The 21,662-nt window shown below is 61.6% G+C and carries 24 protein-coding genes; 7 read left to right on the top strand and 17 right to left on the bottom strand.

Annotated features, from left to right (window positions below; genetic code table 11):
• Positions 1-51 precede the first annotated feature (51 nt).
• A complete protein-coding gene (locus L4X63_RS22025; RefSeq protein ID WP_250680827.1) occupies positions 52-474 on the bottom strand; it encodes a cytochrome c3 family protein in 423 nt (140 codons plus the stop codon).
• Positions 475-694: 220 nt separating this feature from the next.
• Positions 695-985, bottom strand: coding sequence for a hypothetical protein (locus tag L4X63_RS22020; RefSeq protein WP_250680826.1), 291 nt, complete (start codon positions 983-985; stop codon positions 695-697).
• 221 nt (positions 986-1,206) lie between these two features.
• Here L4X63_RS22020 and L4X63_RS22015 point away from each other — a divergent pair, with 221 nt between their 5' ends.
• Both L4X63_RS22015 and L4X63_RS22010 read left to right on the top strand, forming a co-directional pair.
• Complete coding sequence (locus L4X63_RS22015; RefSeq protein WP_250680825.1) at positions 1,207-1,626, top strand: DUF309 domain-containing protein; 420 nt, start codon at positions 1,207-1,209, stop codon at positions 1,624-1,626.
• Positions 1,627-2,140: 514 nt separating this feature from the next.
• On the top strand, positions 2,141-2,692 hold the full coding sequence (locus tag L4X63_RS22010) for a hypothetical protein (RefSeq protein ID WP_250680824.1): 552 nt from the start codon (positions 2,141-2,143) through the stop codon (positions 2,690-2,692).
• 65 nt (positions 2,693-2,757) lie between these two features.
• Here the strand turns inward: L4X63_RS22010 and L4X63_RS22005 are convergent, their stop codons facing one another.
• Positions 2,758-3,705 carry a DMT family transporter gene (locus L4X63_RS22005; RefSeq protein ID WP_250680823.1) on the bottom strand — a complete coding sequence of 316 codons (948 nt, stop codon included), beginning with the start codon at positions 3,703-3,705 and terminating at the stop codon, positions 2,758-2,760.
• A 217-nt stretch (positions 3,706-3,922) separates the two neighbouring features.
• Positions 3,923-4,855, bottom strand: coding sequence for a hypothetical protein (locus L4X63_RS22000; RefSeq protein WP_250680822.1), 933 nt, complete (start codon positions 4,853-4,855; stop codon positions 3,923-3,925).
• 210 nt (positions 4,856-5,065) lie between these two features.
• On the opposite strand from L4X63_RS22000, the gene L4X63_RS21995 reads away from it, so the two are divergent.
• The 3 genes from L4X63_RS21995 (at position 5,066) to L4X63_RS21985 (ending at position 10,336) form a co-directional block, all read left to right on the top strand.
• The gene (locus L4X63_RS21995; RefSeq protein WP_250680821.1) at positions 5,066-6,442 is read left to right on the top strand and encodes a PAS domain-containing protein; all 1,377 of its coding nucleotides are present in this window, start codon (positions 5,066-5,068) and stop codon (positions 6,440-6,442) included.
• Positions 6,439-9,825, top strand: a complete 3,387-nt coding sequence (locus L4X63_RS21990) for a PAS domain S-box protein (protein WP_250680820.1) — start codon at positions 6,439-6,441, stop codon at positions 9,823-9,825. Before L4X63_RS21995 ends, L4X63_RS21990 begins: the two co-directional genes overlap by 4 nt.
• Before the next feature lie 70 nt (positions 9,826-9,895).
• Positions 9,896-10,336, top strand: a complete 441-nt coding sequence (locus tag L4X63_RS21985) for a response regulator (RefSeq protein ID WP_250680819.1) — start codon at positions 9,896-9,898, stop codon at positions 10,334-10,336.
• Positions 10,337-10,346: 10 nt separating this feature from the next.
• Here the strand turns inward: L4X63_RS21985 and L4X63_RS21980 are convergent, their stop codons facing one another.
• Positions 10,347-10,802, bottom strand: coding sequence for a bacteriohemerythrin (locus tag L4X63_RS21980; RefSeq protein WP_250680818.1), 456 nt, complete (start codon positions 10,800-10,802; stop codon positions 10,347-10,349).
• A 474-nt stretch (positions 10,803-11,276) separates the two neighbouring features.
• On the opposite strand from L4X63_RS21980, the gene L4X63_RS21975 reads away from it, so the two are divergent.
• Positions 11,277-11,696 (top strand): bacteriohemerythrin, encoded by a 420-nt coding sequence (locus tag L4X63_RS21975; RefSeq protein ID WP_250680817.1) that lies wholly within the window; start codon positions 11,277-11,279, stop codon positions 11,694-11,696.
• 28 nt (positions 11,697-11,724) lie between these two features.
• Here L4X63_RS21975 and L4X63_RS21970 read toward each other — a convergent pair whose 3' ends face one another.
• Both L4X63_RS21970 and L4X63_RS21965 read right to left on the bottom strand, forming a co-directional pair.
• Positions 11,725-11,994 carry a hypothetical protein gene (locus L4X63_RS21970; protein ID WP_250680816.1) on the bottom strand — a complete coding sequence of 90 codons (270 nt, stop codon included), beginning with the start codon at positions 11,992-11,994 and terminating at the stop codon, positions 11,725-11,727.
• Between the two features lie 289 nt (positions 11,995-12,283).
• The gene (locus L4X63_RS21965; protein ID WP_250680815.1) at positions 12,284-12,610 is read right to left on the bottom strand and encodes a hypothetical protein; all 327 of its coding nucleotides are present in this window, start codon (positions 12,608-12,610) and stop codon (positions 12,284-12,286) included.
• A gap of 361 nt (positions 12,611-12,971) precedes the next feature.
• On the opposite strand from L4X63_RS21965, the gene L4X63_RS21960 reads away from it, so the two are divergent.
• The gene (locus tag L4X63_RS21960; protein ID WP_250680814.1) at positions 12,972-13,328 is read left to right on the top strand and encodes a hypothetical protein; all 357 of its coding nucleotides are present in this window, start codon (positions 12,972-12,974) and stop codon (positions 13,326-13,328) included.
• A gap of 61 nt (positions 13,329-13,389) precedes the next feature.
• Here L4X63_RS21960 and L4X63_RS21955 read toward each other — a convergent pair whose 3' ends face one another.
• From L4X63_RS21955 to L4X63_RS21910, 10 genes are all read right to left on the bottom strand, one after another.
• Positions 13,390-13,797, bottom strand: coding sequence for a hypothetical protein (locus L4X63_RS21955; protein ID WP_250680813.1), 408 nt, complete (start codon positions 13,795-13,797; stop codon positions 13,390-13,392).
• Positions 13,798-14,080: 283 nt separating this feature from the next.
• Positions 14,081-14,677: an ANTAR domain-containing response regulator gene (locus L4X63_RS21950; protein ID WP_250680812.1), complete on the bottom strand. Its 597-nt coding sequence runs from the start codon at positions 14,675-14,677 to the stop codon at positions 14,081-14,083.
• Positions 14,678-14,747: 70 nt separating this feature from the next.
• A complete protein-coding gene (locus L4X63_RS21945) occupies positions 14,748-15,065 on the bottom strand; it encodes a hypothetical protein (protein ID WP_250680811.1) in 318 nt (105 codons plus the stop codon).
• A gap of 145 nt (positions 15,066-15,210) precedes the next feature.
• Entirely contained in the window at positions 15,211-15,582 is a 372-nt protein-coding gene (locus L4X63_RS21940) for a P-II family nitrogen regulator (protein ID WP_250680810.1), read from the bottom strand.
• A gap of 317 nt (positions 15,583-15,899) precedes the next feature.
• Positions 15,900-16,706, bottom strand: a complete 807-nt coding sequence (locus tag L4X63_RS21935) for a hypothetical protein (protein WP_250680809.1) — start codon at positions 16,704-16,706, stop codon at positions 15,900-15,902.
• Between the two features lie 163 nt (positions 16,707-16,869).
• A complete protein-coding gene (locus L4X63_RS21930; protein WP_250680808.1) occupies positions 16,870-17,259 on the bottom strand; it encodes a hypothetical protein in 390 nt (129 codons plus the stop codon).
• A 34-nt stretch (positions 17,260-17,293) separates the two neighbouring features.
• Positions 17,294-17,998 (bottom strand): response regulator, encoded by a 705-nt coding sequence (locus L4X63_RS21925; RefSeq protein ID WP_250680807.1) that lies wholly within the window; start codon positions 17,996-17,998, stop codon positions 17,294-17,296.
• 1 nt (position 17,999) lies between these two features.
• Positions 18,000-20,684, bottom strand: coding sequence for a DUF4118 domain-containing protein (locus L4X63_RS21920; RefSeq protein WP_250680806.1), 2,685 nt, complete (start codon positions 20,682-20,684; stop codon positions 18,000-18,002).
• 197 nt (positions 20,685-20,881) lie between these two features.
• Positions 20,882-21,448: a potassium-transporting ATPase subunit KdpC gene (gene kdpC, locus L4X63_RS21915; RefSeq protein ID WP_250680805.1), complete on the bottom strand. Its 567-nt coding sequence runs from the start codon at positions 21,446-21,448 to the stop codon at positions 20,882-20,884.
• Positions 21,449-21,465: 17 nt separating this feature from the next.
• Positions 21,466-21,662 (bottom strand): hypothetical protein (locus L4X63_RS21910; RefSeq protein ID WP_250680804.1); only part of this gene is annotated, 197 nt, incomplete at its 5' end.

Below are 21,662 nucleotides of genomic sequence, written 5' to 3'. Positions count from 1 at the left end.
GAGGAGCCTTTCAAGGGGGGAGAGGTGCGTGGCAAAGATGAAGGGACCTTGTCACAGCCCCTTCGGCTTGAAGGTCTTGTGGCAGATGTAGCAGAGTTCGTCGCCGTCCCGTATCAGGTGGGGGGGCGGCTTGGTGAGGTTATGGCAGGACAGGCAGGTGACCTTGCCATTTTCCAGTATGCAGCCGGCCGCCTCGATCTCCGCCCGGCTGGCATACTCCGCGGTTTTTCTCACCGGGGGATAAGGATGCAGGATGGAATGGTTCTGCAGATACAGACACTGGTCGCCCAGGCAGAGGGTTATCAAGCGGCCGGTGATGCCGTCATGACATTGAAGGCAATCGTCGACGGTCAGAATGCCGCTTGCCTGACTCTGGTGGTAGGTGTTCCCTACCACGAAACCGAAGGCTAAGAGAACGACAACGGAGATGACCACGACGCCGCTGAAGACGAGGTACAGATGTGAATTTTTCATACCGGACTCTGAGAAGGATAACCTTGTCCAGGCTGCAGACAGTCAACCACAGAGAAGTAGAACAAACTCACAGCTACTGCCGATGCGGCTAATTTTACCGCACTATTGTCAGGGATGCCTCCCCTCAATGAGCAAGAACCCCCGGGTATCGATGAGGGGAAAAGAACCCGGGGGAAAACAAAGACAGGAAAACGGAGATCCTTCCTGCGGCCGGATTACCTCAGGCGGCTCTAGCCGTGGCCGTCTGCCACGTGGTGGCGCCGGCCTTGGCCGGTGCCAAACCGAGATAAAACTCCACGGTTGCTAAATCAAGGCCGAGCTCGATGGAAATCTGCCTCGCGCTCAGGCCGGAGAGCTGCATCGATTTCACCCTTGCAGTAGTGCTGATCTCAACGAGATCACTGCCGATGGTGGCAGGTTTCGTGGTGACGGACCGTTTCCGGGAGGTTGCGGAGGAAATCGCCGAGATCTTCGGCATCCCTCCCGCGGCGGTAATCGCGGTGACTGCCATGGCATTCTCCTTCCCGGACAACTCTCACAAGGGAAGCCGGGAGCTGAGAGAGCTGCCCACCGTTCTGATCCTATGATAGCAACAGCGCCGGGAAGATGCATCCTTTTTAATCCTGAAAGCCCCATTTTTACTTTCTGTGCCGGATACGGTATCGTTACTGACAGTAAGGAACAGGAAAGGAAGATCGCACGATGAGCGTAGTGGCACCCCCTTTACCAACCATGTCTGAAACGGAAAGTACCCCCTGCCTGATGGAGGCCCCGGAGGAGCTGGTCAGGGCGGTCGGCGAGTTCAACCGGAGGGAGTGGTTCGAGTGCCATGAGAGTCTCGAAGAGCTCTGGGTGGGGTCGAAAGGAGAGATCCGCCACTTCTACCAGGGGCTGTTGCAGTTCGCCGTCGCCCTTTACCATTGGAGAGACGGAAATTACAGCGGAGCCGTTCTCTTGCTTGAGCGGGCCGCCGGGCATCTTCGCCACGTCCAGGCCGTCTGCCAGCAGGTCCCGGTGCAGGAGACGATGGAAGCCGCGGACCGGCTGCGGGAAGCTCTGGCCGCCCTGGGACCCGACCGCATGGACACGTTGCCCCCCCATCTGATCCCTCAGCTGCGCCTGCTGCCCCCCCGCGGAAACCGCGCCGCATGACGTCAGGTCCGCAGTATTTCCCTGTGATTTTCGTTAGTTTTCCACCTCCACTTTTTTGTTACAATCGCCCCGCCCAATTGCATACACTTTGCGGAACACCCGCAGAAAAAAAAGATATTGACACGCGAATACCAGCACTTACCGGACTGCGCAGAAATTGTGCAGCGAGCTAAACCCCCTCAAATTTCGTAACATTAGGGACAGATATCAACAGCTACAGCTCAGTTTTCCACATTTGGAGTGGAAACGCTGAAGGAACCTCGCGCATTCAAAGACTTAGCTCCCCCCTCACCCTCACACCGCAGGCTGAAGAAAATCCCGGCAAAAAGAAAGTTCGGGCCAATGACCGTATTCTCACCAGACTCTCCGGACGGTATGATTGTCTACATGGAGAGGAGGTCATGGTTATGACCTTCAGAGACGTTGGACGATTAGGCTTTCCGCGTTATTCGCTTGTCGGAGGTGGCAATTTGATATATACGGGCTGGTAAGTTTCAGAAAGAGAGGATTCGTAATGGGAAGGCAATGGAGCATTTTGGTGGTGGCGGCGGTAACCCTCGGGTTCATCGGACAGGTGCAAGCCGCAGACAGTAACGGCAGCGCACCGGCAGGCTCTGCGGGCAATCCAGCCCTGACTCAGCCCCCTACCCCATCCAACGGATCCCCGGCGGGTGACTCCTCGACCACGAGCACGACCAGCATCAGCTCCTACTATGAGAGTGCCATACACCGGTACAAGATGAAGGAGAAGAAAAAGCCGAAGAAGAAACTGCACGCCCGCAAAAGCAACAACGGCTACGACACGGGGATGTACGAGACCGGGATGTATGGGGCAGCCAACAACACTTCCCGGCGCTACCCTACCGCGACGTCACGCACCGTGACCTCGGGCACTGCCAGTCAGCAGGGGAGCCAAAGCAGCAGCGGCTCCGGCCTCTACGATACCGGAACCTATGGAACCGGCGGGTACGGTTCGGGCCAAGGAACCGGTCCCAAGATAGGCGGGTCCAACGGATCGATCGGCGGCGGACAGCCAGGGATAAGCAGCTGGAGCCAATCCCGTTAGCACCCACCCTTCTCCCAGCTTCCCCCCAACTCTCCGCAAAGGGCCGGCTTCATCCGGCCCTTTTTTTATTGCTCCCCCGCTGAAGATTGCGAGCGAATGTAAAGCACGAGGCCGGTTACGCAGAGGGTTATCCCCGCGCATCCTGCCGCTCCCGGCACGGCTCCCTGCAGAAAGACGATCTCTCCCAGCAGGGAAAAGAGCACCTCCGTCGACTGGGTGGCGTCCACCGCGGCAAGCTCCATCGGCGTCCTGGCCAGGTGGCGGGCGCGGAAGAAAAGCGTGGTGGCAATGACCCCGGAAAAGAGGGCGACCATCAGGGTGTTGACCAGCTGCCCCCGGCTGGGGACTCCCGGACGGGACAGCAGAATCAGCAGAATCCAGAAGGGGATCGAGCCGAGCACCATGAGGAGGACCCGGCCGACGCTGGAATCGGCCGCCGGATCGTCGATGCGGGGAATCAGGCGGCCGTCGCCGTGCCGCGCCTCCCAGACCAGCTGGTTGCCGAGCGGATAGGCGAAGGCGGCGGCGATCACCGGGACGATCCCGAGCAACAGGCCACGCCCGGAAACCGAGCCCGCCTGCTCTATGGTGACCGACACGATACCCGCGAAGATCAGGGCGGTGAAGCAAATCCCCCGGAGGGGGACCTTCCTGCCGAACACCAGCAGCACCACCGGAGTGGCCAGGATGGTGGCCTGCCAGGTGGTAGCGACCACCCACCCCGGCGCGTAGCAGGAGGAAAAGGTGAGCAGGGCGTAGAAGGTCCCGAACCCGACGCTTCCCGCCACGCACCAGAAGCGCCAGTGCCGCCGGAACGCGCCGAAGATGGCCCGCAGCTGCCCCCCCTGCCCCGTCACCAGGAGCCATCCTGCCAGAAGAAGGAGGGTGTCGAAATAGCGCAGGCTGGCGGTCCAGACCCAGCTTCCCCCTGCCAGGCTCATGGCGCGGTTGAAAACGAAGGTACTGCTGAAAAAGAATGCGGAGAGGATCCCGATACCGATGAGACGAATCATGAGGGAGAGCTTTAGCCGAATCGGCCGCAAAGGTAAAGGCCAAAACGGGTTGCGGAGGTGGCGAAGAGCAGGGGTTCCGGCCGGGCCGCTTTCGGCAGGGCTCATCTTCCGGGGGGGCCGTCGCCTTGACGACTAAGCCAGGCGGCTGAACAAGTAGCAGTGGCCGATAACGAAATGGCTACGGACAGGATCCGTAGCCATTTTCAATTCGCAGCGTTTAGCGGAACACCACCCGCAGTTCGTCGTTGAGATCCACCTTGAGGCCGGGGATTTTACTCATGGCAGCCAGCATTTTCTGTTTGTCGTCAGGAGGCACCGCCTGCTGCAGTTTCATCAGCTCCTCCGGCTTCTTCTTCAGCAACTCGCCCAAGTCCACCTCGACCAGGGTGATCTCAGGTCCGGTACGGAACAGGGCGTTCGATTCGATCACGGTCCCCTCGATCATGATCTTGTCGGAGAACCGCATCCCGTTGAACATCTGCTTGAGCATGTCCATGGCCTGCTGGGCCTGCGGGTTGTCCGCGCCTGCCGGAGACATCGCCGCTGCAGCCGGGGCACCCGCGGCCGGGGCATCCGCGGCCGGGGCATCCGCGGCCGGGGCATCGGCCACCGGGGGAGCTGCGGCAGCAGCGACCTGCTCCTTCGGCAGGGCCGCGCCGTTCTTCATGACCAGCACACTGTTGGCGCCCCGGGTGAAGTGGAAGGAAGTCGTCCTGCCCGAACCGGGCCCCTTGTCCACCGGAGTGGCGTCCGCCTCCAAGGTTAACTTGTTGATGTCCTTGAAGGCGTAGACCGCACGGTATCCCTCGAAGTCCCCCTTCTGGACCAAAGTCACGGAGACCAGCGACACCCCCTCCCCCATGCCGGCAACCTTGGCGCGGGCGGTCTTTTCCACCTCGGCCAGCTCGTCCTCTTTCTTCTTCGGCTCCGGCTTATTCCCCTCGGCGCCCGGCTCCTTCATATCGAACATGGAGGTGAGGGTCTTGCTGATCATCACCGTTTCCTCGACCGTTCCGCTCCCATCGGCCTTCAGATGCACCGTCCGGTCGATCTGGAAGCAGCCCGCCAAGAGTGCGGAAACCAGGACGACCACCCCGGCAGCGGCTATCCTTTTGATCCGGTTGATGCGGTTACTTATTCTTTCATCCACAGGGGCCTCCTCTGTTCGTTCGACGAACGGGTGTGAAGAACGCGGCCATGACACTTTTATTGAAACTGGAGACGGCATTTTACAGGGTGTGCCTCGCCCGCTACCAGAAAAAAAATGACACCGGCTTCATTTCTCAAGGTTTTCTGACAGAAAAGTGACAGAGCGCCTGCTATACATATAGCTTGTGCAAACTCCACAGAGGTCTTAGTAATGAATCGGAGCCGTCCCTCGAAACTGCTGGCGACCATTGCCATACTGCTGCCGCTCGTCACCACGCTCGTGCAGTGGCTGCTGTGGGAGTACATTCGCCCCTTCGTTTGGTTCCTCTTCTATCCCACGGTGTTCTTCACCTCGCGGATCGGCGGTAAGAGGGCCGGCATCGCGTCGACCGTCGTATCCGCCCTGCTGGTCACCTACGTCTTCATCCCTCCCCAACTCTCCTATTCCGGCAAGGCCTCCAACAACCTCCTTTCGGTCCTGGTCTTCACCTTGATGGGAGTGTGTTTCAGCTTCACTCACGACCGCCTGGCGAGGTCCGACCGCCAACGGGCCGAGGCCGAGGAAGAGGTACGTCAGGCCCGCGATGAGCTCCGGGCGGCCCAACTGGACCTCCTGGAGGCGGAGAAGCAGAAGAGCAACAGCGAGCTGCAGGCGAGCGAGGAGCGGCTGAGATTCGCGCTGGAAACCTGCGAGATCGGGGCCTGGGAGTTCGATACCACCGGCCGGGCCACCTTCCGTTCCCCCCTGCACCATCGCATCTTCGGCTACCACGCTCCCCCTTCCGTCTGGAACTACCAGAGCTTTATCGACCACGTCGTCCCCGATGACCGCCCGGTGGTGGAGGGACGGATCTGGAACTCTACGGCGGCCGCCAGCGGCTGGAGCCTGGAGTGCCGCATCCGCCGCGCCGACGGCGAGATCAGATGGATCTGGGTGGCGGGGAGGCCTCGCCAGGCTTCCGCCGTAAGTTCCGCCCGCTTCGCCGGTATCGTGCAGGACATCACCGATCGCAAACGGACGGAGGAAGCGCTGCGTGCCATCGAGATGGGGAGGGACGTGGCGCTCGATGCCGCCCAGGCGGGGACGTGGGAGTGGGAATTGCCCACCGGACGCATCGTCTGGTCCAAGCAGCTCTGGGGGCTCTACGGCCTTTCCGAGCAGGCCGAGCCGAGCTACGATACCTGGCTCGATACCGTTCATCCCCATCACCGCCCCTGCGTCGCCGAGGCGATAGAGGGGATCCGCCGCCGCGGGGGCGAGCTCAACATAGAGTGGCGGGTACACACGGCGGACGATTCGGAGCGCTGGCTCATGGCGCGAGGACGTCCGCTCGTCGCTTCCGACGGGAGCGTGGCCCGTTATCTCGGGGTGGTGATCGACATCACCCGGCAGAAATTGCCGGAGGAGCGGCTCAAGCGGCGCAACGACGAACTGGAGCGGTTCGGCCGGGCCGCGGAGGAGCGCGAACTGACCATGATCCGGCTGAAAAGACGGGTCAACGACCTCTGCGCCCAGCTTGGCCAGGATCCTCCCTACGACCTCGCCTTCCTGGCAGAGGCCGGGGTGAAGCCCGAGGAGCAGCCATGACCGCCCATCCCGTTCCGCCCCCAAGCGGTGAGACGACCGCCCCCCGCGTTCCACCTTCAAACGGTGCAAGCGGTGCAAGCGGTGGCACGACCGGGCCCGGCACCGCCGTTCCCCTCGTCGTCTTCCTCCGGCGCCTAGTGCTCTGCTGCATCCTCCCGCTGGTGTTGCTCGCCTGCTGGCTCGCCTGGCATTCGGTGGCCGACGACCGGAAACAGCAGGACCAGGAGGCCTCCCGTCTGGCCGGTCTCTTCGCCGTTTCCGTCGATCAATTCCTCGACGCACGCATCCGGGCCCTGAAGATGCTCGCGAGTTCGCCCTCGCTGGACCGGCCGGGCCAATGGAGTGCCCTGTACCAGGAGGCGCACGGCTTCCACGACAACTTCGGCAGCCATGTCGTCATGGTGGAGGCCGGGGACAAGATGGTCATGCGGCTCAACACCCGCCTGCCGTTCGGCGCCCCCATGCCCCTGGTTCCCCTGCCACGCGGACGTTCGGCGACGCTGCTGGCGATGGCCAGCGGCAAACCGGAGGTAGGGGACCTCTTCGTCGGCCCGGTGGCGGGACATCCCCTGGTAGCCATCGCCGTGCCCGTCGTGCGGCGCGGCAAGGTCACCTACGTCATGCTCGCCACCTTCGATGCGGCCGCCTTCCAAAGGCGGCTCGACCAAGTTCCGCTGCCGCAGGGATGGTCGCTCTCCCTTTTGGACAGCAGCGGCGAGCCGATCGCACAGCGGGGGAAACCGGACGGCACCGGGAGCCCCCACCGGGAGGTCGTCCACTCGCAGGTGGCGGGATGGCAGGTGACGCTGGAGATTCCGGGCTCGGAGTACCGCAGGCCCGTGGTGACCGCCGTGCTCACCCTGGCGGGGGGGATCCTGGCAGCCACCCTGGTGGCCCTCTTCACCGGGGCGATCGGAGCCAGGCGGCTGAGCATCGCAGTGGATGAATTGACCGGAGCGGCGGCGGGCGGTCCGCGGATCCGCGAGATCGACGCGGCCCGCCGCAAGCTCGACGACGCCGAGAGCGCTCAACGAGAAAGCGGCGAGCGCTTCCGGAGCCTTTTCCAGCAGGCGCCGCTCCCCCTTTGTCTGGTTACCGCCGACGGGCTCATACGGGACCGCAACGCCCTTTTCGAGGAGGTACTCGGGTACTCCGAAAACGAGTTGAGAACCGTCGACGACTGGTGGCAGCTCGCCTACCCCGACCCCGAATACCGGGAGCGGATGCGGGCCAACTGGATGGCGGCGCTGACCAGCGGCCCGGCCGATCCCGGCCAGGGGACGCGCGAGTGCCGGATAACCTGCAGGGACGGCAGCGAACGGGTGATGCTGATCTCCAGCATCGTCCTCTCCGTGGGGGTGCTCGTCAGCTTCTTCGACATCTCCCTGCAAAGAAAGGCCGAGGCAGGTCAGCGCCTCTGGGCCGAGCTCTTCGAGCAGGCCGACTTCGCCTTGGCCCTCACCGATCTCCGCCACAACCGCTTCATCGCCGTCAACCACGCCTTCGCGGCCGAACGGGGATACCGGCCGGAGGAGTTGGCGGGGCACCCGCTCATGACCGTCTTTCCGCCGGACCGGAGGGAGGAGATGCTGGCGGCCTTGGCCGTCGTGGACGGCACGGGACACGGCGTCTTCGAAAGCGAGCAGATTGCCAAGGATGGCAGGCGGTTTCCCGTCCTGCTCGATGTCACCGTATCCCGCCCACTGGACGACTCCCCTCCCAGCCGCATCGTCTATGCCATGGACCTCAGCGAGCGCAAAAGGGCCGAGCAGCTCACCCGGCAGGAGCAGGCCGAGGAGCGCGACCGGCACATCCGGGCCCGCTTGGCCGCCCTCAACCAGATGGAGGACGCCATCGCCGCCCGGGCCGGCGCCGAGAGGGTCCTGACATCGCTGCGGGAGAGCGAGATCCTTCTCAAGGCGATGGGACGGGCCGCCCACATCGGGGGATGGGACCTCGACCCGGCCACCCGGAAGGTACACTGGACCGAGGAGGTGGCCGAGATCTTCGACCTGGACGGGCCGGCGGAACCGGTGGGAACCTTCGGGCTCGCCTTCTTCCGGGAGGAGGCGCGGCAAAAGGGCGAGGAGGCGCTTCGGGAGGCGCTCACCGCCGGAGCCCCCTTCGACCTGGAGGCGGAGATCGAATCCGCCACCGGCGCCACCAAATGGGTGCGCACCATCTGCGAGCCTTCGGTCGAGGGAGGGAAGGTCGTCAAGTTGTACGGATCCATCCAGGACATAACCGAGCGGAAGGAGGGGCAAGCCGCCCTGCTCCGTTCCGAAGAGCGCTTCTCTCAGGCCTTTGCGGCCAACGCGGCGGCCATCGCCATTACGAGGCTGGAGGATGGCCTGGTGATCGACGTCAACGACACCTGGGTCGAGCTGCTCGGCTACCGCCGCGACGAGGTGGTCGGGCGCATCTCGAGGGCCATGGGGATGTGGCCCAACGAGGATGACCCGCGCCGCTTCGTCCAGCAGCTCAAGGAGACCGGTACCCTCCAAGGGTGGGTGCAGGAGTTCCACAACAAATACGGCGGGATCTTCACCGTCCGGCTCTCGGCCCGGCTTCTCTACATGCACGGGGAGCGGATCGTCCTCTCCACCCTGATCGACATCACCGATCTCAAGGAGGCGGAGCGGGAGATCCGCGCCCTGAACACCGAACTGGAGCGGCGGGTCGAGGAGCGGACGGCCGAACTGGTGGCGGCCAACAAGGAGCTCGACTCCTTCGCCTACGCGGTCTCGCACGACCTGCGGGCGCCTTTGCGGGCCATGATCGGGTTCAGCCAGGCGCTCATCGAGGATTACGGAAAGGATCTCAGGGGAGAGGCGGGCGATTACCTGGAGCAGATCACCCTCGCCAGTCAGCAGATGGGAAAACTGATCGACGGGATGCTGGCCCTTTCGCGCAGCACCCGCTACGAGCTGAGGCGGGAATCGGTCGACCTCACCACCCTGGCCCTCCACATCAGGACCAATCTCGAGCGGGCGGAACCGGAACGGAAGGTGGCGTGGGATATCGAGGAGGGGCTCAGGGCCGAGGGGGACGATCGCATGCTGGAGGTGGTGCTGCAAAACCTGCTGGGCAACGCCTGGAAGTACACCTCCCGCACCGAAGAGCCCCGGATCAGGTTCTACGCCGAGGAGCGGGACGGCAGGAGATTCTTCTGCATAAGCGACAACGGGGCCGGCTTCGATATGGCCCACGCGTCGAGGCTCTTCCAGCCGTTCCAGCGGCTGCACCGCCAGGACGAGTTCACCGGGATCGGGATCGGACTGGCCACCGTGCAGCGGATTGTAGTACGCCATGGCGGGGAGATCGAGGCCAGCGGCGAACCGGGCAAGGGCGCAACGTTCCGTTTCACCCTGCCGTCCCCCTGAGCGGACGGCCCCGCCGTCTCCGGAAGGTCACCATCCCGAGCCGATGAGAGCCGGCAGACAAGGAGAAACCATGACCGAGATAAAGACGATACTTCTCGTGGAAGACAACCGCCAGGACGAGATGCTGATCCTGCGCGCCCTCAAGAAGGTCAACCTGGCCAACCAGGTCGACGTGGTCCGCGACGGGCAGCAGGCGCTCGATTACCTTCTCAGGGAGGGGGAATTCTCCGAGCGGGGCGGCCCCGACCTGCCGACGGTGGTCCTTTTGGACATAAGCCTCCCCCGGGTCAACGGGCTCGACGTCCTGGAGAGGCTTCGGAGCACTCCGCGGACCAGTCTCGTCCCGGTGGTGATCCTCACCTCTTCCGACGAGGAACAGGACCGGCTGCGGAGCTACCGGGAAGGGGCCAACAGCTTCGTGAGAAAGCCGCTCAACTTCGCCGACTTCGCCGAGGCGGTGGCCAAGCTGGGGATCTACTGGCTGGCTATCAACTCCCCGTGCCGGGGATGACCGCAAAACCCTAGTGCCGGACCTTCCCCCGGCTCCTCGCGTACTGCACCATGTCCTGGTCCGCCTTGAAGATGTGCTCCTTCAGCCAGAAATAGGTGAGCTTGAGGGAGTTGGCGAGGACGGCGATGGTCCCGCCATCCTCCTGGAACTGCTTCTCCAGGTCGCGCAGCATGGAGAGGAGCGTGTCATGCTGCCCCTTGTGGGCCACCAGGGCCGGGAATTCGTTCCAGCGCTGGAATTTCTCCTCCTCCTCGAAGTGGTATTGGACGTAGGCGTTAAGAAAGACCATCATCCTTCCCACCTCCTCCTTCCCCTTCCCCTGCGAGCAAGCCATCAGCAGGGCGTCTATCTTACCGAGCAGTTCCCGGTGCTGCCGGTCAATGACCTGGTGTCCGGTCTCCAGCGACTCTTTCCATTTCGGGTTTGCGGCGTGCAGGCTCTCCATCAGCGAGGTATTGGTGGACATGGCTTTCGCTCCTTCGATAGTTGGCGGAGGTGAACGGCTTGTCCGGAGCAGGTTTCAATTTCCGTTCCAGGGGAGGGAGCGGCGTCTTGGCTCACGGGGGGAGATACCCGTCGACCCTTTACCAGCCTTTCTTTGCGGGGAGGTGGGTCCATAAAGAGTGCGCTTCAGGACGGGGATCGGGACGGGGATCGGGACGGGGCAACGTTGTGGCATGCCACACTTTTGTACCATCCGATGTGGGGCATGCCACAGTTTTGCCGGCGGCAGACAGAGAGAGGGAACTTCCGGGGAAAGGATACGGAACACCATGCGAGGAAGGGAACGTAAAGAGAGCCAGGACGGGGTAGGGGAATGGCGATGGATGAAACGAGGGGCGGATGCTGGTCACGTGCCGACGGGAAGGCTCAAGGATTCGCCGGTTCTGCCGAAACAGGATGAGAGCAGTATCTTCACCTGGTAGAGAGGATGAAAATCATGCCGCTTGTCAAATGGGGCCCGCTATATGCCCTTGGAATCGAGGAACTCGATGCCCACCACGAAAAATTGATCGGGCTTTTGAACCGGGCCTACGACTCGTTCGCCAGGGGCGCATCGGAGCAGGAGCTCAAGGAACTGGTCGATCAACTGGCCGATTATGCGACCTATCATTTCAGCTGCGAGGAGCGGCTGATGGAACGGGTGTCCTTCCCGAAGCTCGCCGAGCATAAGAAAGCACACCACTCGTATACCTGCAAGATCGCCGAAGTCCGAAGGAATTTCGACGCCAAGAAGAATTGGCTGACCTTGGAGATCCTGCGATTTTTACAGATCTGGCTTACCCAGCACATTCTCGGGGCCGATGCCGAGTTCGCACGCTTCGAACCCGATCTGGACGTGATGATTTCCGCCTCCTAGCCTCCGCCGGCCTCAGAGCGCCTGGGTCCTATTTTTTCGGCTCTTCCAGAGGCCCCTTCGTTTTTTTGAGGATGACTCCGAAGAGCCCCTTCAGCATCGCGCCGAACAGCAAGATGGCCGGGATGATCTGCACCACGATGACGGCACCGAGGAAGGAGATGAAGAGTTTCGACATGATACTCATCCTCGGCGGCAGGTCCGAAATCCTCCAGAACAACAGCGCCCCGGCAACCATCAGGCCCGCTATCAGCCAGTTGGTCATCCTTCCCGTAGACTTGGTTTCGAGCTCCTTAGTCATGGCGTCCTCCTTCCCATGAAGCCGGGCATCGAGCATCACACCTGCACTGGAAAAGAGCCATCAAAGGCCGGTGCCCTCACTCACTTAATCTACCCCTAGCAACATCATCTTGTGAAATATAGTTAATGTCAATTAAGGTATTGGCTGAGTCGTGCCTACGCCGTATGCGCAGTTGTTCCGTTTGCCATCCGGACTGTCCGGCGCGGCCCGGCCCAGCTCTCCGGGCACGAAAAAAGGCCAGCCTTATCAGCTGACCCTTCGTAAGAAACCGGTGTGAAAACGGATGCGGTTATTCGGCGGCGAGGTGTGAATCCTGGTCCACGAGGTACTGCAGGGTACGGAGAAGCTCCGCCGCCTGCTGGGTGCTCATGTTGATATCGGAGCGGCGCATCTTCTTGATGACAAAGGGCTTCAGATCCGCCCGCTTGAAGGACGAACCGCTTATCGTATAGCCGGTCTCGAGCGCGTTGAAAATACGGTCAAGGCTATGGCAGGATTCGCACTTGGTGTTGAGGATTGCCACCCCCGCCTTCATCTTGGCGGGAAATCGAGCCTCGTCGAAGGCGACCTTTCCATCCTTGGTCGCCACCGTCGGGATCTTTTCAGCGAACAGCAAAGCAGGCAGTAATAGGAGTAAACCAACAACAACGAACCACTTCATCCGATACAAGGCCCTTCTTGTGTGAATTTTTGAAGCGCAAAAAAAGACCAGCTCTTCAGACTGGCCTCAAACGGTAACCATATATACACAATACCCAACCAGCTGTAAACACAACATTTTTTAACATATCGATATTGCAATATTTCAGAACACTTATCGCAGACGCCTCTTGCCGAATCGGCCAAAGTCCGTGTCTGCTTCGAGTTTCTCCAGGAGTGGCTCCGGTCGAACGAGTGACCGCCCCGTCCCCAACTTCGCCAGTGGCCCAAGCCTTTGCCTCCCCGATAAATTATCCGACGCGGTTGATGTCTTATCCATGGCGGTAGATATCTTATCCGTCACGGTGGAGATCTTATTCATCGCGGTAGATATCTTATCCGTCACGGCAGATATTTTGTCCATCGCAGTAGATAACTTATCGGTCAGGGTAGATATTTTATCCATCGCGGCAGATAACTTATCTGCCGCGGGTAATAACCGGTGGGTAGCTGAAGATAATTTATCGGCAGCAGCGGATAACATTTCACGAGCGAAAGATAAGCTATCGGTCGCGTGCGATGAGATATCTATGGCAGGAGATAACTTATGGGTAGCAGGTGACGGGATAGGTATGGCGGGTGACCAATTAGGGATAGCGGGAGATAGCGGAAGAAGGGGTTACCCGCGAAGGTAACCCCTCGTGCTCGCGCTAACGAGTGGATTTGACAAGTCAACATTGTCGAAAGGAACGCGTATTACGTGCCGGAGGTTTCGGGAGGCGAACCCTTTCTGCTACGACTCTTACGTTCTTTACCGAGGTCGAAGCCGGAGGCGAGAAGCACATCCGGATTGCGCACGGCGGCAGCTTCCAAGGTGGAAGCCATCTCATCCAGATATTCGACGGTCTTCGCCTGGAGGACCTCTCGCTGGGAGATGAGGAGTCTGCTGCCGTCGAGTGCGCCGTGATACGTTAAATCGTGTTGGTCCGACGTTGCCAGGTAAGAGGGGATCAGGTCAGGATTCCCGGCCCAGACCGACTCGGGTATTATTTTACTCCCGATAATCGACTTCTTAATCCTCTGGTTAAGGGTATAGAACTTTGCTGGTGACAAGTTGCGGTAATTGCGCAAAATCTTGCAGCGGTCAATCTTTTTTTTAACCACGAGCACCTCCTTCGCTTCCGAGGGAAGCCGATGGATTTGCTGCAGCTACGCATCATACGTTAGCGCGAACACATTAACCAAGATACCAACTCCCGCCGACAATGCAAGCGCCGGAACAAAAACCTCTGTCGCCGCGCCCGGCGAGCGACATCAGAGGAACGGAAGCAGATGGCCGGAGGCGCTAGGCTCTCCATCCCTCCGCGATGCAGACGAACGGTTGAGATTGCAACTTTGCAAGGCTGCCCCGAGCCTTGTCCTCATTTACGATGCACTCGGCCTACCTTCATAGCCCCTCAGTAATGATGAAGGCCTCGGCGATTTTCCGCATGCTGGTCCGGTTCTCCACCGCCAGCCTTTTGATCCAGCTGAACGCCTCCAGCGGGTAAATGCCTTTGGTCCGAACCAGCAGATCCTTAGCCTTCGAGATGACCTTGCTGGTTTCAGCCGTTTCCTGGAGATCCTTGACGTTCTCTTTGAGAACCTCCAACTCCTCCGTGTGGGCGAAAGCCATCTCGACCCCAACCACCAGATCCTCTCCCCTGAAGGGCTTGACTAGGATGCCGGCGGCTCCAACCCGCCTAGCCACCCTGGTGACAGGCGGATCGCAAGAATCGACTAGCAAGAGAACCGGGATGCCAAGCCTCCTGATTTCGTAGGCGGCGCTTGAACGATCCTCGTCCCGCATGCCGATGTCCACGATGGCGATCTCGACCGTGTTGGCGCGGGCGGTGACGACCGCCGACCGTCCGTCACGGCATTCGAGAATGTCGAAGCCGATCTCCTGTAGTTCCTTCCTCATGGTTATCCTGACGGCGTGGTCAGGATCGCAGATAAGAGCAAGTCCCACCGGTGTCACCTCCTCTTTAATATCGATTCTCATTCACCGGTCCCGTTCAGCAAACATCACTTCTTCGCTAGGCATCGTTGCTGGCTCCCGAGTCGTGCCACTGTCAGGCGCCGTGCAACCGTGGCGCCTCCAAGACGGAAAATTTGCACTCACCGATGACGCGCACCGACTCCATGACGGCGCCGATCATCTCGTCGCTGACCAGGGTGGTGATCCTGACCCGGTTGAGCAGCAGGTTCAGCCAGGCGGTCCCGGGTCCGCTCTCCGCTTCGGGAAAAGGGGTGCGGGCGCCCGTCGGGCCGGTCACCCTAACGGGCTGGCGGTCGGAACCCGACTCGTTGACCACCAGTCCGGCCCCCTGAAGCGCCAGCGCGACCCGCCCGATCTCGCGCGTGTAGACGATCCCTTTCATGAGCTTCATAGACTGTCTCCCCGCCCTTGGGCATCCGAGGCGTGAGACGGCACGGCGCGACCCCACCCGCGGCGGCGGCCGACCGGCCAGCGGACCGCCGGGTGATGAAGGGCCCAGAAAAGCGTGAGGGCCGCCAGTTGGCAAAGCGCGGCGCTCATCTGGCGCTCCGGCAAGGCTCGGCGAAGGCGCGCTCGACCAGGTTGAAGGAGAGCACGGTGCTCAACTGGTAGGTGTCGACGGAGGAGAGGAGAAAGATTCGGCAATCCTGGCGCAAGCCGCCCCCGGCGAAGGTTCGGATGGTCTTCACCACCTTGCTCACCAGCTCCTCGGCCACCATCACCTCCAGCTTGGTTCTCCGCATGGAGTTGACGGCGCCCTCAACGCCGCGGTAACTCACCGTTTCACGATCTTTGCTGCCGTGGCTGACGATGTCGCTTTCCATGATCTCGTCGACCCCGATCGCCTCGAGGGCGGCCTTTACTTCCTCAAAATCCTTCCGTCCGATAATAGCTTGAATCAGTTTCATGATTACCTCCGAGCATGGCGCCTACTGTCCGTTTGGCCCCCCTCCCCTTCCGGGGGTGGGCCGGGGGAGGAAGCTGTCTCTTTCCCTTCCCTCCTCCAGGATCAAGGCTACCCCTTTGCGCCTTAATAAGGTGTTAAAAGAGGGCGGAAACCCGTAAACGGGACGTTAAAGACGAACGATTTATCGATCAGCGGGAAACGTGACCTTGGGAGTTACGGGGATCATGGAGATATGCCAGAGGGGCCAGGTGGGATTTGTCGTGAAGGAGGGCCGCACCCATCGGGATGCGGCCCAGGGGGCCGTTAAGGTGGCGGGAACTACGGGAAGTTGATGTCGAGTTGGGTGTTGAAGGTGTTGTTGCCGGCCAGGGACTTGTACAGGTAGACGTCATAGCCGAAGATGACCGAGACGTTTTTAGCGAAGTTCCAGGACGCGCCAAAGTTGACGGAGCTGTCGACGTTCTTGCCGCCCTGATAATCGACGGCCATCCAAAGTTTGTCGGAGATCTCGGTCATGGAGCGGTCCCAGGAGGCGAGCAGGCCGTGGTTCTCGGGGTTGCCGGAGGTCCCGACCAGGGCGCGCTCGGCGCCGCCGTAGTAGCCGACCGACAGACGCCCCAGTGAGGGAAGGCCACCGACGGCGGGAACGGTCTTGGCCACCAGGCCGTAGAGGATGTTCTGGCCGGACACTACCGCCGGGGCCACCGACTTGGAGAGGGAGGGCCCGAGGTTGTAGCCGCCGATGGCGATGGCCGGGGAGTACTTGAAGAGAGAATCCTCCGGGGTCCCGATCTTGAGGTTGGCGCTCCAGGGGTGGTTGTCGTTGGGCTCGGTGGAGGTGCCGAGATAGTCGAAACCGATCTCGCCCTTCAACTTGGCGAAGGGGAGAAAGCCGTAGACGGGGCCTATGTCGTAAACGTTCGGGTCACGCCTGGTCGGGTCTCCGGTGGCCTTGCCGACCCCGGAGGCGCGGATGTAGTTGTCGATCCCCAAGTGGAAGGTATTGAAGTCCTGGACGTCGGTGGACGGAATCCAGATTTGGGTGGACGGGGTCGCCAGTGCGACACCCGATGCGGCGATAGTCAGCGCCATTGCCGAAATCAGCCTTTTTGTGAATTTCCTCATTGCCAATCCTCCTCAGTGCGTTTGTCTGATGCACCGGCCTGGGCGGCCGGGTTAGAAGCAGGACCCAAGGTAGCATTTTGGACATTAAGCAGGCGTTAAAAGCTGCGTGGATCCCGTTAAGAAAGCGTGAAAACAGAGCTGGAAGAACGTCGAGGAAGGGTCCTTATCTCTTTTCTTTCAGTCGCGTAGTGATGATACACGCGACGTTGCCTTTCAGAGCCAGGCTACCCGGTTGCACGAAACCCTCCACCACCTCTCCCTCGAAGTAGTACGGCCCCAATATCGAAATGACCTTTACCTTGCCGGTCTGTTTGCTCACTGTCCAGAGGTCGGGAGGGTATTCCCGGTACACGACTAGAACATCGTTGATTTTGACAGCGCTGGTTACGTCGGGGGTGCCGCTGTGAAACATGTGCACCTTGAAGCCACGCGTCATCACATCCTCCTCCTTCAGGTAGGTGGGTTCCTGAACCGAGGGAGGGTAGGAAACAGCGTGCAGCGGGGAAGCCACCAGAAGCGGAATCGTCAGAAGAATCAGGGACAGCCTTTTCATGATTATCTCCTCTGCGTCTCTATGCCGGCGTTGGTCACTCGCTTTTCAGGCGATACCCTACGCCGGGCTCAGTGGTGATGTACTGCGGGCGGGAGGGGTCGGCTTCGATCTTCTGGCGGAGGTTGCGGATGTTCACGCGCAGGACATTCTGCTGCTCGACGTAGGTCACCCCCCAGATCCGCTTGAGGATCTGGCTGTGGGTAAGCACTCTCCCGGCATGGGAAACCATCAGGCGCAAAAGCTCGTACTCGGTCGGCGAGAGATGGACCTCCTCCCCCCGCACGGCGACCCTTCTCTTCACCAGGTCCACCGTCAGCTCCCCCACGCAGAAGACCGGCTCGGGGGCTTCCTGTAGGGAGCGCTTAAGGGCCACCTTTATCCTGGCGAACAGCTCGCGGGCGCCGAACGGCTTGGTCAGGTAGTCGTCGGCACCGGCATCGAAAGCCTTCACCTTCTCGTCCTCGGCCTCGCGGACCGAGAGCACGATGATGGGAACCTGAGACCATTCCCGGATCCTCTTGATTACCTCCACCCCGTCCAGGTCGGGGAGACCCAGGTCGAGCATGATCAGGTCCGGGCGGACCGTGGCGGCGGCAGCCAGGGCGGCGTGGCCGTTTTCAGCCTGGTAGAGGGTGTATTCTCCGTTACTGAGGATCGATTTGAGGAAACGGAGCACCGCCGCCTCGTCGTCCACCAATAGCAGGCGGGGGATGGATGAATCGGTCTTGTTTGGTGACACTTCAGACTCCTTTGTCGTTGGACCGCAAGGGAATGGTGACCCGCACGAGAAGCCCCCCGCCCTCGCGGTTCTGGGCCCTGATGGCGCCGCCGTGGGCATCCACCACCCCCTTGCAGATGGAGAGCCCAAGCCCGGTCCCCCCGGCACCCTCCGGCACCGGAATCCGGTAGAACTTCTCGAAGACCCGCCCCAGGTCGGACTCGGGGACCCCCGGCCCCCGGTCGGCGACTTCCAAGGTGAGCACGGTATCGTCCACCCGGGCGGAGACCTCGATGGGGGCCTCGGGAGGGGAGTACTTCAGTGCGTTGTCGATCAGGTTGACCAGCACCTGGGTCATCAGGATCTGATCCATCGCCACCAGCGGAAGCCCGGGCGGGATGCTCACCACGAGCTTCCTCTTGGCTAGCTGCGGTTCCAGGGGCGCCAGGGCACATCCCACCACGTCCTCGACGTCGGCCGGATTGCGCTTAAGCTTGAGGGCCCCCGATTCCAGGCGGGTCATGTCGAGGAGGTTGGCGACGAAGCGGTTCAACCGGGCGGCCTCCTCCCAGGCCGCGTCCATCAGGTCGCGGCGGGTATCCTCCTCCAGGATGCTCTCCTGATCGCGTAACGCGCCCAGCGCCCCGGTGATCGAGACCAGCGGAGTCCTGAGGTCGTGGGAGATCGAGTTCAACAAAGCGCGCTCCAGGGTCTCGCGGGCGTGCATCAGCTGGGCCTCCTCGGCCTGCTGCACCAGCCGCACCCGCTCGATAGCGAAGGCGGCCTGGGAGACGAAGGCCTGCAACAGACGCCTGCTCAGGGGGGAGTGGTACTCCACCTCATCCTGCAGCCGGACGGCCAGCACGCCGAAGGTGTCGCCGGTGGTCTGTAAGGGAAGGTGGAGAAGGGAGGCCGAGACCAGGGTATCGGTACCCCGCCCCGCGGGCTGCCCGTTCCTGAACGCCCAGTCCGCCACAGCCATCTCCTTGATATCCAGCCTCAGTTCCTCGCTCTCCTGAAGCACCTTCAGCCGGTTCTCCTCCGGCAACAGGACCGCCACCTTGGCGTTCAGGCTTTCCTCGATGTTCTTCAACAGCGCGCTCAGGATGCCGTCGAGGCCGGTGGAGGCGGAGAGCTCGCGGGTCAGGTAATAAAGGCTCGAGGTCTGCTGCTCACGCTCTCGAATCGCCTCGGCGCGCTCACGGGAGCGGGAGACCAGCGTGGAGATGACCACCCCGACGATGAAGAGCGCGGCGAAGGTGATGAAGTACTCGGTGTCGGTGACCGCGAAGGTGAAGCGCGGCGGGACGAAAAAGAAGTCGAAGGCCAAGACTCCGAGGAAGGCGGTCAGGATGGCGGGACGACGGCCCAGCCTGGTGGCCGCCAGCACCACGGCGAGGAGGTACATCATCACCAGGTTGGTGGGGGCCAGGTAGTGACGGGCCGGTTCGCAGACGAGCGAAGTGGTCATCACCAGGAGGAAGGCCTTCAGGTATCCGCCCCAGGGGACCTCCTTCCTCGGAGCGGGCGCGGCCGCGGTCACCTTGGCCTTCTCGCCCCCCGGGTCGATACTGACCACGTAGACGTCGATGGAACCGGAGATGCGGATGACCTGGTCGACCAGCGGCTGGCGCAGGAACTCCCGCCAGCGTGCCTTGGCGGGCTTCCCGACCACGATCTTGGTGATGTTGTTCTTGTGGGCGTAGTCGATGAGGGCCTGGGCCACCTGGGTGGCGGTCAGGGTCCCTACCTGGGCGCCCAGGCTCTCGGCGAGCCTTAAATCCCGCCAGACCCGCTCCCTGTTCTCCCGGACCTCCTTCCCCACTCCCGGGGTCTCGATGTAGACCGTGTGCCAGGGCGCCTTCATCTCGTCGGCCAGCCGCCGGGTGATCCGGATCAGCTTCTCCGAAAAGGGGCTACCGCTGATACAAACCAAAAGCTTCTCGGCCACGTGCCAGGGCCCCTCGATGGAGCGGGACTCCATGTAAGCCCGCATCTGGTCGTCCACCCGCGAGGCGGCCCTTCTAAGCGACAGCTCGCGAAGCGCCATCAGGTTCCCCGGCTTGAAGAACTTGTCGGCGGCCATGGCGGCGCGTTTGGGGAGGTACACCTTCCCTTCCTTGAGCCGCTGGAGAAGATCCTCGGGGGGAATGTCCACCAGCCGGATCTCGACGGCGAGGTCCAAAAGACGGTCGGGAACCGTCTCCCTCACGGTCACCCCGGTGATCTGCGCCACCAGGTCGTTGAGGCTCTCGAAGTGCTGGATGTTGACGGTGGTGTAGACGTCGATGCCAGCGGCCAACAGCTCCTCCACATCCTGCCAGCGTTTCTCGTGGCGGGAGCCGGGGGCGTTGGTGTGGGCGAGCTCGTCGACCAGGGCGATCTGGGGATGGCGGGCAAGCACCGCGTCGATGTCCATCTCGGGGAGCGATACCCCCTGGTAGTCGATCCCCTTCTTGGCGATCTGCTCCAGCCCCTCCAAAAGGAGGTCGGTCTCGCTTCTGCCGTGGGACTCCACGTAGGCGGCCGCCACGTCGCGGCCGTCGCGAACCCTCAACTGGGCGGCCTCCAGCATGGCGTAGGTCTTGCCGACGCCGGGGGCGTAACCCAGGAAGATCTTCAGCTTGGCCCGTTCCTTCTCCTCCTCGGCTTGGGCAACCCTCAGGAGGGTTTCGGGCGACGGGCGGAGGTCTTCGTCGTTTCTCATAATCGATCACCACCTAAGTCTAAGGCGATAGAACCAAAGTCAAATGCAATAGAACACGGATGACACGGATTGAACGGATAAAGGCGGATCAAGCCAAAGGCGTTTGGGTTACCCCATGACCCTTTAGGCTTAATCCGCTGTGTAAAGACGGGGACTGGCACCCATCAGATGCCTGTCCCCTTTCCGTTCAACCACTATTATTTGGACGCGTCCAGCGCCAGGTTCAGTTCCAGCACGTTCACCCTCGGCTCACCGATGAAGCCGATAGTGCGCGCCTTCGTGTGGCCGGCAACCGCCTTCTTGACGGCGTCCTCGCTCAAGCCCCTGGCCTTGGCCACCCGGGCCACCTGCAACGCCGCCGATTCCGGCGAGATGTCGGGGTCGAGACCGCTGGCCGAGGCCTCCACCAGGTCGGCGGGGATTTTCCCGGAGACGCCGGTATCCTTCAGCGCCTTCACCCGGTCCCCCACCGCCTTGATGAAGTCTGGGTTGGTCGGGCCGGAGTTGGAGCCGCCCGAGCCCATGGTGTTGTAGGCGAAGTCGGTGGCCGCGGACGGGCGCGGCCAGAAGTATTTGGCGTCCGAAAATGGCTGGCCGATCAGCTTCGAGCCAACCACCTTCTTCTGGCCGTCCTCGATGAAACTCCCCTTGGCCTCGCCGGGGAAGATGACGGTGGCGATCCCGGTCACCGCCGCCGGATAGATCCCGCCGCAGATGATGGTGAAAAGTATGAACAGTAACAGTGCCGGACGTAACTCTCTCATTGCCTCGCTCCTTTATGTCAGACGAACAGCCCGACCAGAAGGTCGATAGCCTTGATACCGATGAAGGGGGCGATAATCCCCCCGACTCCGTAGATCAGCAGGTTGTTGATCAACAGCTTCTCGGCCGGCATGGGGCGGAACTTGGTCCCCTTCAGGGCCAGCGGAACCAGGATCGGGATGATGATGGCGTTGAAGATGACCGCCGACAGGATGG

This window comes from Geomonas sp. Red32 (assembly GCF_023652955.1).
Lineage (GTDB): Bacteria > Desulfobacterota > Desulfuromonadia > Geobacterales > Geobacteraceae > Geomonas.
Note: the sequence above shows the minus strand (reverse complement) of the source record. Positions and strands in the feature narration are given on the sequence as shown.